This is a genomic window from Roseomonas chloroacetimidivorans (assembly GCF_049629625.1).
Taxonomy (GTDB): domain Bacteria; phylum Pseudomonadota; class Alphaproteobacteria; order Acetobacterales; family Acetobacteraceae; genus Roseomonas; species Roseomonas chloroacetimidivorans.
The window spans coordinates 19,045-30,534 of record NZ_JBNBZS010000001.1 but is presented as its reverse complement, the minus strand read 5'-3'; the positions used below and the strand labels follow the sequence as shown (position 1 = coordinate 30,534).

General features: G+C 68.9%; 10 protein-coding genes. 8 read left to right on the top strand and 2 right to left on the bottom strand.

Annotated features, from left to right (window positions below):
- Positions 1 to 8: 8 nt before the first annotated feature.
- Together ACO1BU_RS00160 and ACO1BU_RS00155 are read right to left on the bottom strand one after the other, a co-directional pair.
- Positions 9 to 1,889 (bottom strand): ATP-binding protein, encoded by a 1,881-nt coding sequence (locus ACO1BU_RS00160; RefSeq protein ID WP_424133866.1) that lies wholly within the window; start codon positions 1,887 to 1,889, stop codon positions 9 to 11.
- 78 nt (positions 1,890 to 1,967) lie between these two features.
- Positions 1,968 to 2,768, bottom strand: coding sequence for an IclR family transcriptional regulator domain-containing protein (locus ACO1BU_RS00155; protein WP_424133865.1), 801 nt, complete (start codon positions 2,766 to 2,768; stop codon positions 1,968 to 1,970).
- Positions 2,769 to 2,876: 108 nt separating this feature from the next.
- Between ACO1BU_RS00155 and ACO1BU_RS00150 the strand changes: the two genes are divergently transcribed.
- The 8 genes from ACO1BU_RS00150 (at position 2,877) to ACO1BU_RS00115 (ending at position 11,476) form a co-directional block, all read left to right on the top strand.
- On the top strand, positions 2,877 to 4,202 hold the full coding sequence (locus ACO1BU_RS00150) for a Rieske 2Fe-2S domain-containing protein (protein WP_424133864.1): 1,326 nt from the start codon (positions 2,877 to 2,879) through the stop codon (positions 4,200 to 4,202).
- A gap of 13 nt (positions 4,203 to 4,215) precedes the next feature.
- Positions 4,216 to 5,649, top strand: coding sequence for a glutamine synthetase family protein (locus ACO1BU_RS00145; protein WP_424133863.1), 1,434 nt, complete (start codon positions 4,216 to 4,218; stop codon positions 5,647 to 5,649).
- 22 nt (positions 5,650 to 5,671) lie between these two features.
- A complete protein-coding gene (locus ACO1BU_RS00140; RefSeq protein ID WP_424133862.1) occupies positions 5,672 to 6,457 on the top strand; it encodes an ABC transporter ATP-binding protein in 786 nt (261 codons plus the stop codon).
- Positions 6,447 to 7,211 (top strand): ABC transporter permease, encoded by a 765-nt coding sequence (locus ACO1BU_RS00135; protein WP_424133861.1) that lies wholly within the window; start codon positions 6,447 to 6,449, stop codon positions 7,209 to 7,211. The genes ACO1BU_RS00140 and ACO1BU_RS00135 overlap by 11 nt, the downstream gene beginning before the upstream one ends.
- 28 nt (positions 7,212 to 7,239) lie before the next feature.
- Positions 7,240 to 8,208 carry an ABC transporter substrate-binding protein gene (locus ACO1BU_RS00130; protein WP_424133860.1) on the top strand — a complete coding sequence of 323 codons (969 nt, stop codon included), beginning with the start codon at positions 7,240 to 7,242 and terminating at the stop codon, positions 8,206 to 8,208.
- A 16-nt stretch (positions 8,209 to 8,224) separates the two neighbouring features.
- Positions 8,225 to 9,049: an ABC transporter permease gene (locus ACO1BU_RS00125; RefSeq protein WP_424133859.1), complete on the top strand. Its 825-nt coding sequence runs from the start codon at positions 8,225 to 8,227 to the stop codon at positions 9,047 to 9,049.
- A 153-nt stretch (positions 9,050 to 9,202) separates the two neighbouring features.
- Positions 9,203 to 10,450, top strand: coding sequence for an NAD(P)/FAD-dependent oxidoreductase (locus ACO1BU_RS00120; RefSeq protein WP_424133858.1), 1,248 nt, complete (start codon positions 9,203 to 9,205; stop codon positions 10,448 to 10,450).
- A 48-nt stretch (positions 10,451 to 10,498) separates the two neighbouring features.
- On the top strand, positions 10,499 to 11,476 hold the full coding sequence (locus tag ACO1BU_RS00115) for a Bug family tripartite tricarboxylate transporter substrate binding protein (protein WP_424133857.1): 978 nt from the start codon (positions 10,499 to 10,501) through the stop codon (positions 11,474 to 11,476).
- Positions 11,477 to 11,490 lie beyond the last annotated feature (14 nt).

The window sequence follows — 11,490 nt, the reverse complement described above, 5'->3', positions numbered from 1 at the left end:
GTGCCGTGTCAGCGCTGTGCGGCGGCGGCCAAAGCCTCGCGCAAGGTGCCCAGGCTGTAGGGCTTCCGCAGCAAGGGAAGCCCCACTTCCGCCACCCTGGCGGGCGCGCCGCCATAGCCGCTGGTCAGCAGCACCGGCAGGTCAGGCCGCAGGCGCCGCAGCGCCTGGGCCAGATCCAGCCCGTCCATCCCGCCGGGCATCAGCACGTCGGTGAAGACGATGTCCACCTCCAGCCCGTCCTCCAGCTTGGCGAGGGCGTCGGCCGGGCCGGTGGCACGTACAGCCGAGTGGCCAAGATGCCGCATCATATCCAGCACCAGCGCAGCAACCGCTTCGTCATCTTCTACCACCAGCACCCGCAATGGCCGGTCCTCTGCACCCGCGCGCGGCATGTCGTTGCTTCGTGGCGCGTCGGCCGCCCGTGGAAGCAGCAATGTTACGCAGGTACCCATGCCCGGTTGGCTGGACACGCGCGCCGCGCCGCCGCTCTGCCGCGCGAAGCCATAGACCTGCGCCAGCCCCAACCCGCTGCCGCCGGACTTGGTTGTGAAGAAGGGCTCGAAGACGCGGGCGAGGACCTCGGGCGTCATCCCGGTGCCCGTATCCTGCACGTCCAGCCGCAGGAACTCACCGCAGAGCCCTTCCGTCTCTTCCGAGCCCTCCAGCACGAGATTGCGGGCAGTGATGTGCAGCACTCCACCATGCGGCATGGCGTCCTGCCCGTTCAGGGCGAGGTTCATCACCGCCAGTTCCATCTCGGATGGGTCCGCGAGCACGGGCCAGATGTCGTGGGGCGCCTCGACCTCCACCGCGATATTGGCCCGCAGCGTGCGGGCGAGCAGGCCGCCGATGTCCCGCAACCAGTGGGCGAGGGGGATCGGCTCCGGCCGAAGCGCCTGGCGGCGGGCGAAGGTCAGCAGCCGGCGGGTGAGGTCTGCTCCGCGCTGGGCAGCCTGGGTGATGCTGGAGAGCAGCTTCTCTCGCCGTGCCGGGTCCTCGGTGCGGCGGAGGAGAGAGATTCCGGCCGTGACAACCGCGAGGAGATTGTTGAAGTCATGCGCGACGCCGCCGGTCAGCTGCCCCAGCGCCTCCAGTTTCAAGGTCTGCGTCAGACGTGCCTGGGCGGCCTCCCGTGCCGCCACCTCGCGCTCGACCTCCCGCTGGAGGTTCGCATTGGCGTCCCGCAACGCGAGTTCGGCGCGCTTGCGGGCGGTAATGTCGATGCAGAGAGCACTCACCCGCATCGGCCGGCCATCCCCGCCCCGGTGCAACCTTCCGCGCGTGGCCAGCCATAGGATACCGCGCCGTGGATGCTCGATGCGGTATTCCAACTCGAACTCCGGCGTGCCGTCATCAAGGCTGCGCCGCACGGCGCCTTCGGCTTCGGCGCGGTCTTCCGCCAGGATGCCCTCAATCCAGGCCCCATAGGAGGCCGGGGTCTCGGGGCTGAGACCCAGCAACTCGCGGTATTCCTGGGACCAGGTCATGCGACCGGTCGGGACGTCCCATTCCCAGGCGCCGGCACCGGCGTAGCGATGCGCGAAGCGAAGACGCTCCTCGCTCTCGCGCAGGGCGGCGTCCACGGCGAGGAGTTCGGCGCGGCGCTCGGCCACCTCCTGTGCGAGCGCCGCATTGGCCTCCTCCAACTCGGCCGCGAGCGAGCCGAGATCCTCCAGCGCCTCCCCCAGCATGGGGTCGTCATCCTCGACGGCGGCCAGCCGGGCAGAAGCCAGTGCGCGATTGGCCGCGAGCTGGCGCTCCGCCACCCGGAGGCGCTCCCGCAATTGGGCCGCCTCCGCCTGGGCTTCAGACAGAGCGATCCGCAGGTCGCGGGCTTCGGCCGGGGACGTCCCGCCGATTGCCTCCCCAATTGGCGCCTCCCTCCGCACCGGCTCTCCATTGTCCCTGTTCCCGCACGTAAGAACGGCCGAGTTGGCAATGGGTTGGACGCCTCGGCGCGGAGCGGATCAGACCAACTGCGCCGACAGTTCCTCTGCTTCTGACCGCAGCAGAGGCAGAAGGCGCGCAACCATGTCGCCCTCAGGAGCCAGGGCGAGCGATGTACCGATATTGAGCGCGGCCACGACCTTGCCGTCGTAGCGCCGCAGCGGCACGGCGAGGGAGCGGAAGCCCAGCTCCATCTCCTCCTCCACATAGGCATAGCCGGCCTCGCGCGCTGCGAGGATGGCAGCACGCACCCGGGCAGGCTTGGTTTCCGTCCGTGGCGTCATCGCGCGCGGCGGCGAGGCCGCCAGCAGCGCATCCAGTGCCGCATCCGGCAGGGCGGCAAGGAGGACGCGGCCAAGTGCCGTGCAGTGGGCGGGAAGCCGCGTGCCGATCATGGTGTTCACGGGCACGAGCCGCGCCGGGATGCCATAGGCGACGAAGACGATGTCCGCGCCGTCCAGCATCGCGACGGAGCAGGCCGAGACGGTGGTGGCGGCCAGGCGCTCGCAGAGCGGCTGCAGGACCGAGGAAACGCCATTCGCGCCGAGATAGCCGGAGGCCAGGCGCAGGACGCGCGGCGTAAGCCGGAAGAGGCGCCCGTCGCTCTCCACCAGGCCGAGATGAACCAGGGTGAGCAGGGCGCGGCGTGCCGTGGCGCGCGGCAGATCCACCGCGCGCGCCACCTCGGCGAGTGTCATCTGGCGCCGGTCAGGGCCGAAGGCGCCAAGGATGGCCAGGCCGCGGGCCAGGGCTTCCGAGTGTTCGGGCCCATGGGCAGCTTGCTCCCTCCGCTTGGTCGCCTCGGCGCCGAGTTTTGGCATGATTCTGGTTCCACCTGTCCCGAACAGTCCTGCGTTGCGTGCCACGCCAGTGTAATTCTACAATCGTACAAGTGTTCGGTCATCGAACAACTGGAGGGCCCCGTTCCCATGATGACTGCGGAGCAGAATCGCCGTCTCACCCAGGTTGGCCCCGGCACGCCGGGTGGTGCCTTGCTGCGCCGTTACTGGCAGCCGGTCGCGCTGCTGGACGAGCTGAACGGTCCGCGGCCGGTCCGTCCCGTGCGCGCGCTCGGGCAGGATTTCGTGCTGTTCCGCGACGAGGCCGGGCAGATCGGGCTGATTGACCGGGACTGTCCGCATCGCGGCGTGGACCTGGCCTATGGGCGGCTGGAGGATGGCGGGTTGCGCTGCCCTTTTCATGGCTGGCTTTTCGCCACGGATGGGCGCTGCCTGGAAACGCCGGCGGAGCCCGAGGGAAGCACGCTTTGCCAGCGCATCCGCACGCGCTCCTATCCCGTGCAGGTCCGCTCCGGCATTGTCTTCGCCTATCTCGGCGAGGGGGAGGCGCCCGCGCTGCCGGCCTTCGACTGTTTCGTCGCGCCGGAGACGCATACCTTTGCCTTCAAGGGGCTGATCGAGTGCAACTGGCTGCAAGCGCTGGAGGTCGGGATCGACCCCGCGCACGCGTCCTTCCTGCACCGCTTCTTCGAGGACGGCGATTCGAAGGAGGCCTATGGCAAGCAGTTCCGCGGTGCCTCTGACGGTTCCGACCTGCCGATGACCTATGTGCTGCGTGAGTTCCCGCGCCCGCAGATTGAAGTCGACAACACCGATTACGGGCTGCGCGTCACCGCGCTCCGCAAGATTAACGACCAGACCACGCATGTGCGTGTGACGAACCTGTATTTCCCCCAGGCCTTCGTGATTCCGATGAGCGCGGAGATGACGATCACCCAGTGGCACATGCCCGTGGATGACACGCGCTGCTACTGGATCGCCATCTTCACCAGCTTCGGCGCGCCGGTGGACCACGCCACCATGCGCGCGCAGCGGCTGGAGACCTATGCCCTGCCGGACTACGTGGCGCGCCGCAATCGCCGCAACGAATACGGCTACGACCCCGCCGAGCAGGCCAGCCAGACCTATACGGGCATGGGTCACGACATCAACACGCATGACCAGTGGGCGGTGGAGAGCCAGGGCGCGATCCAGGACCGCACGCGGGAACATCTCGCCTCCACCGACAAGGCCATCGCGGCCAATCGCCGTCTGTTGCTGCGCGCGATGGCTGCGGTGGAGGAGGGCAGGGCGCCGCTCATGGCGATCGGTCCTTCCGAGGCAGCGAACATGACCGGCCCCGCGACCATCGACGGCATGGCGCCGAGCGACAATTGGCAGGCGCATTGGAAGGCCGCCGTGGCGCGCCGCCGGGCTGCGGCGCCCTGGTCCGCGCCCGCCCTGGCGGCAGAATGACCGCTTCGCTGGCATGAGCTTCGTGGAACGGCATGGGCTGCACGACGCGGCGGCCCGGGAGCGCGCGACCGAGATCCTGCATCGGATCGAGGCGGAAGGGATCGGCGTGCTTCGCCTGTCCTATCCAGACCAGCACGGCATCCTGCGCGGCAAAACGGTGGTAGCGGCCGATGCCGCGCGGGCGCTGCGCGAGGGCATCGCCATGACCACGACGATGCTGCTGAAGGACAGCGCGCATCGCACGGCCTGGCCGGTTTTCGCCGTCGGCGCTGGCATGGGCATGAAGGAGATGCAGGGGGCAGCGGATTTCCTGATCCTGCCCGATCCTGCCAGCTTCCGGGTACTGCCCTGGGCGCCGCATACGGGCTGGTTGCTCTGCGACGCCTATTACCACGACGGGAGGCCGGTGCCCCTTTCCCCGCGCCACCAGCTCCGCCGCGCGTTGGAGCGGGCGGCGGGGATGGGCTTCGGCTTCACCACCGGCATCGAGTTGGAATTCCACCTGTTCCGGCTGCTGGATCCGAAGCTGGCGCCGGAAGATGCCGGCCAGCCCGGCACGCCGCCCGAGGTCGCGCTGCTCACCCAGGGCTACAACTACCTGACGGAAGTCCGCTACGACGCGCTCGATCCGGTGCTGGAGATCCTGCGGAACGCGGTGGAATCACTCGAGTTGCCGCTGCGCTCCATGGAAGTGGAATACGGCCCGAGCCAGGTCGAGTTCACCTTTGACGCGCGGGAGGCCATGTCCTCGGCCGACAACGCGATCCTGTTCCGCTCCGCGGTGAAGCAGGTGGCGCGGCGGCATGGTTACCACGCCACCTTCATGTGCCGGCCGCGGATTCCGAACGTCATGTCCTCCGGCTGGCACCTGCATCAGTCGCTGACGGATCGCGCGACCGGGCGGAACGCCTTTGTCGGGGAGGGCGGTGCGCTGCTTTCGCCGACGGCGCTCAACTACCTCGGTGGGCTGCTGCACCATGCACGGGCGGCGGCCGCCTTTTCGACGCCGACCATCAATGGTTACCGGCGCTACCGGCCGCTCTCCCTGGCACCGGACCGGGCGGTCTGGGGCATCGACAACCGTGGCGTGATGGTGCGCGCCCTGGGCCAGCCGGGGGACCGCGCCACGCGGCTGGAGAACCGGGTCGGGGAGCCGGCGGCCAATCCCTATCTCTACATGGCCTCGCAGCTCCATTTCGGGCTGGACGGCATTACGAGGGGGCGCGACCCAGGCCCGCCTGCCGATACACCCTACGAGACCCAGGCCGATCCGCTTCCCCGCAGTCTGGCGGAGGCACTGGACGCGCTGGACAGGAGCGAAATGACGCGCGAGGCTTTCGGCGAGGACTTCGTCGACTGGTTCCTGCGGATCAAGCGCGCCGAGATCGCCCGCTTCGAGGCGGAGGTCTCGGAATGGGAGCAGCGGGAGTACTTCGAGATTTTCTAGAAACCGGTCCAAGAGGGTGGGGATGGCGATTCTCGAGTTGGAGGCGGTAGAGAAATCCTTCCCCGCGCGGGGCGGGCCGCCGACCCTGGCCATGGACAAGCTTTCCCTTTCTGTGCGGGAGGGTGAATTCCTGTCCATCCTCGGCCCCTCGGGCTGCGGGAAGTCCACGCTGCTGCAGATCGCCGCCGGGCTGATGTCGCCTTCGGCCGGATCGGTGCGCGTGGCCGGACGGGTTGTGAAAGGGCCGCCACCGGAGGCCGTCTATGTGTTCCAGCAATATGGCCGGTCCCTGCTGCCCTGGCGCAGCGTGCGGGACAATGTGGCCTTCGCGGTGGAGCACCGGCCCGGCATGTCGCGCGCAAAGGCACGTGGGGCGGCGGATGCTCAGCTTGAGGCGGTCGGGCTGACCGGCTTCGGGGACCATTTTCCCTGGCAGCTTTCCGGCGGCATGCAGCAGCGCGTGGCCCTGGCGCGCGCGCTGGCGGCGGAACCGAAGATCCTGCTCATGGATGAGCCGTTCAGCGCCGTGGATGCGCTGACGCGCCTCGATCTGCACCGGCTGATGCTCGACTTATGGGAGAAGCGAGGCCTGACGGTGGTGCTGGTGACGCATGACGTGGAGGAGGCGGTGGCGCTGTCCGACCGTGTCGCGCTGCTGACCAAGCGTCCCTCCACCATCGCCCGCGTGGTCGAGACCGAGCTGCCGCGCCCGCGCGATGCCGTGGAGGTACGCGAGACGCCCCGGTTCCTCGAATTGCGGCATGAATTGTTGGATGCCCTACTGACCCGGGGCGGCCATGCGGCCTGAACGCCTCCTCCGCCTGCTGCCCGGGCTCGCCTTTCTGGCGTTGCTGATCGCTGCGCTGGAGTGGCTGGTGCAGAACGGCTTCATTCGGCGCGCCCTGATGCCGCCGCCCTCCGCGATCTGGGAAGTGCTGAGTGACTTGCTGGCCTCGGGCGAGGTGCTGGGGCCGCTCTTCGCCACGCTGAAACTGGTCTTCGCGGGCTTTGCCATTGGGTCGGTCATCGGCATTGCGCTGGGCACGGCGATGGGATGGTGGGGCGCGGCCTACCGGCTGCTGGAGCCGCTGGTGGAGCTGATGCGGCCCATTCCGAAATCCGCGCTGGTGCCGCCGCTGATGCTGTTCCTGGGCATCGACAACACCATGAAGATCACCTCCGTCGCCCTGGCCGTGACCTTCCCTGTGCTGGTCAATACCTTGCAAGGTGTGCGCGGTGTGGATCGCGTGCTGCTGGACTCGGCGCGCACCCATGGTTGGGGCACGGCCCGCGCTCTTTGGTATGTCGTGCTCCCGGCATCGCTGCCCTTCATCCTGGCGGGGATGCGCACCAGTCTGGGCCTCGCGCTCATCATCGCCGTGCTGTCCGAGATGCTGACCGGGCAGGGGGGGCTCGGCTTCCTCATCCTGGACATGCAGCGCAGCTTCCTGATCCGGCAGATGTATGCCTGGCTCGTGATCCTGGCCGTCGTGGGGTTGCTTCTGAACGCAGCCTTCGCCTGGGCCGAAGCGCGCGCCCTGCATTGGCAGACCCGCAGCTGAACAGAACGATAGAGAGGAGACCACCGGAATGAACAGCATTACCCGTCGCGCCGCGCTCGGCGCCGGCCTCGCCCTGCCACTGGCCGCGCCAGCCATCAAGGCTCAGGCGCTCACCAAGCTGCGCGTCAGCGTGATCCCCGTGCTGGACGTGGCGCCGCTGCACGCCGCCATCGCGCAGGGCTACTTTGCGGCGGAAGGAATTGAGATCGACACCTCCACCACCGCCGGCGGCGCAACAGGCCTGCCGGGGCTGGTGGCGCAGCAGTTCCGCCTGGCCTTCTCCAACACCGTCTCAGGCCTGCTGGGTGTGCGGGAGGGGCTGGATTTCCGCATCGCCGCCGCTTCCGTGCGCGGGCAGCCGAACCCGCCGGACTGCATGGCGATCCTGGTCCGCAAGGGATCCGGCATCACCAGTGGTAAGCAGCTTGAAGGCAAGCGCATCGCATCCAACACGCGCAACAATGTCGTCTGGCTGCGCGGCATGGCCTGGATCGACAAGACCGGCGGCGACTGGAAGAAGGTGACCACGGTCGAGGTGCCCTTCCCTCAGATGGCCGATGCTCTGGCCGGCGGGCAGATCGATGCCGGCCTGTTCAGCGAGCCTTTCGTGACTGCGGCGCTGGAGACTCATGGCGACAAGCTGGAGCGCATCGGCTGGTTCATCCAGGAGACGGCGCCCTCCTCCTCCATCGCGCAATATTTCGCCATGAGGGAGGATGTGGAGAAGAACGGCGAGGTGTTCGAACGCTTCGCCCGCGGGCTCTACAAGGGCACGGACTGGGTGAATGAGCGCCTGGGCAAGCCCGAGCTGCTGCAACTCATCTCGAACTTCTCGCGCGTGCCGCTTGAACGGCTGAAGAACTGCGCCTTTACCGTCTACACGAAGCAGGTCACGGAGGCGGAGATCGCGGAGGTGATCGCGACCATGACGAAATATGGGCTGGGCGGGCGCTATCCCGCGCCTGCAGAGCTGATCTTCCGCACGGCGAAGGCCTGAGGTGGCAGGCCGGAGCTTGGCAAGTCCGGGCACCGCGCCGCGGGCAGCGTCCGGGGCAGCGGCGGGTGCGGCGCTGCTCCGGCTGCGGCCGAGCAGCGGCGTGTTGCTGGTCGCGGCGCTGCTCCTCCTCTGGGAGGTGTCGGCGCGGACGGGCATGGTGGACAGCCCGAACTGGCCGCCGCTGACGCGGGTGCTGATGGCGTTGGCGCGGGACACCGCCTCCGGCGAGATCCCGGCGCTGGTCGGATCGACCCTGGCGCGGATGTTCACCGGGCTGGCGGCGGGCGCTGTCGTGGGCATCGCGATGGGGCTGCTTTTCGGGGCCAGCCGCATCGCGCAGAGCATCCTCGGCCCGACTGTGGAGCTGTTCCGGCCCATTCCCATCCCGGCCATCATCCCCCCTCTGGTCCTGTTCCTGGGGCTGGACAACGGGATGAAGATCACCGTGGCGGCGGTCACCGCCTTCTTCCCGGTGCTGACCAACACGGCCCAGGGACTGCGCGCCGTGGAGGCGGACCAGATCGCGATGGCCCGCACCTTCGGCGTGTCGCCCTGGCGGCGCCTGTTCCGCGTCACCCTGCCGGCCATCCTGCCCTATGTGCTGGCCGGCCTTCGCGTGGCCCTGGCCCTGGCGCTGGTCACCACCGTGGTAGCCGAGATGCTCGCAGGCGAGCAGGGCGTCGGCCACTATCTTGTCCTCATGCAGTTCGCCGGGCGGGCGGAGGAGATGTACGCGGCCGTGCTCGTGCTCGCCGCGCTGGGCTACGGGCTGAACCGCGGCTTCCTCTGGCTGGAGCGACGGCTGATCGGCTGGTTCTTCGCGACGGGGCGGGATGGCTGAGGCGTCATCTCGGCCCGCCACGCGCGGAAGCGAAACAGCCGTGCCGGCCGGAGATGGCGCGTCAGGGCCCGTCCTTTGTCGCGAAGCCTTGCCGACGGCGGCGGGGCTGCTGCTCGGGGGCTTGCCGCTGCAGCGGATCGGATAAGGTTCACCATGCATATTGCGGTCATCGGCAACGGCATCGTCGGAAGCTGCTGCGCGGCCTGGCTGCAGCGGGATGGGCACCGCGTGACCTTCATCGACCCGCTGGGCCCCGCCGAGGCGACGAGCTTCGGCAATGCCGGCTCCCTTTCCCCTTCCGCCTGCCTGCCAGTGGGCATGCCGGGCATGTGGAAGAAGGTGCCACGCTGGCTGCTGGACCCGCTCGGCCCGCTTTCCATCCGCTGGCGCTACGCGCCGGTCGTCGCGCCCTGGCTGGCGCGCTTCCTGAGCGCGAGCAAGCCCGCCGAGGTGGTGCGTATCGCCACGGCCCTCCGCGGCCTGCTCGCGCCCATCTTCGAGTGCTACGAGCCCATCCTGCAACGCGCGGGCGCCACCGCGCTCATGACGCGCAGCGGCTGCCTCTATGTCTATTCCGGGCCGGAAGCGGCGCGTCAGTGGAAATGGGGCATGGACCTCCGCCGTTCCCTGGGCGTCGAGCTGCGCGACGTGGGGGAGGAGGAGCTTGTCTTCCTGGAGCCGGACCTGAAGGGACGGTTCCGCTTTGGCATCCTGGCGCCGGAGAACGCGTCCACCACTGATCCCGCCGCGCTGACCCGCGCCATCTTCGCGCGCTGCGAGTCCGATGGCGCGACCTCCGTTCGTGCGCGTGCGACGGGCTTTCGGATGAGGGGCGGTGATGTCGCTGCGGTGCGGCTGGAAGGCGGGCGCGAGGTGGAATGCGACGGGGTGGTGCTGGCGGGCGGTGCCTGGTCGGCCGGCCTCGCTCGGCAGCTCGGCCCCGCCATCCCGCTCGAGACGCAGCGCGGCTATCACGTGACGGTCGGAAGCAACAATCTGGCCCTGCGTCACACCGTGATGGCGGTGGAGCACAACATGATGGTGAACCCCATGGCCATGGGGTTGCGTCTGGCGGGATCGGTAGAGTTCGCGGGGCTGAAGGCGCCGCCGAACTATGCACGGGCGGAGGTGCTGCTCGCGCGCGGGAAGGAGATGTTCCCGCATCTCGACATCTCCCGCACCACGCAATGGATGGGGCATCGCCCCTGCCTGCCCGACAGCCTGCCGGTGATCGGCCCCGCGCCGCGCGCGGGCAATGCCTGGTTCGCTTTCGGCCACGGCCATGTCGGCATGTGCGGCGCCGCCAGCACGGGGCGGGAGGTGGCGAATCTCGTTGCCGGCCGCACGGCGCAGGTGGATCTCGCGCCCTTTGCGCCGACACGCTTTCGCCTGGGCGCCTGAGCGGCACGCGGGCTGCATGGGGCAGCCGGAATGGGAAGGGGATGGAGAATGAGCCTTCGCGTCACGCGCCGCATTTTCGCCGTGGGCGGGCTGGGTCTGGCAACGGCTTCCACCGCCCGGGCGCAGGCATGGCCGAGCAAGCCCGTTCGGATCATCGTGCCTTTCCCACCGGGCGGCAGCACGGATGTGCTTGCGCGGCGGCTGGCGGAGCGGATGGCGCCCGTCCTTGGGCAGACGGTGCTGGTGGAGAACCGTCCCGGCGCCGGCGGCACCACAGGGGCCGACTATGTCTCCAAATCCCCGCCGGATGGACACACGCTGCTGATGGGCGTGACGGGCAGCAACGCCATCGCGGCAAGCCTGTTTCCCAGTCTCCCCTATGATCCCGTGGCGGGCTTCGCTCCGGTCTCACGCGTCGTCTCGGCGCCGCTGGTCGTGGCGGTGAATCCCGCGCTGCCGGTCCCGGACCTGGCAGCCTATATCGCGGCGGCAAAGGCGGAGCCGGGCGGCATGACCTATGCAACGCCGGGCAATGGCACCTCCATGCACCTGACCGGCGTAATGTTCGGCCTCCAGGCGGGGGTGGAGCTGACGCATGTCCCCTATCGTGGATCGGCGCAGGCGATCACGGACCTGATCGCCGGGCGGGTGAGGTCCTCCTTCGCCGATGTGCTGGTGGTCCTGCCTCATCTCCGCGCCGGCACGGTGCGCGCCCTGGCCGTCACGGGGCTGGAGCGCCATCCACTCCTGCCGGAAGTGCCGACCGTGGCAGAACTGGCCCTGCCGCGCTTCCAGGCCGAGTCCTGGCAGGGCGTCTTCGCGCCGCCGGCCACGCCGCCTGCCATCCTTGCCCGGCTGCATGAGGAGGTGGCCAAGGCCATGCAGGCGCCGGAGATCAAGGACGCCTTTGCGCAACAGGGCTTTCGCGTGGAGGCGACGAATCCCGCCGATTTCGCTGCCTTTGTGAAGGCGGAAGTCGCGAAGTGGGGCGATGTGGTCCGGCGCGGGAAGGTTCGGCTGGACTGACCGCCGCACCGGGC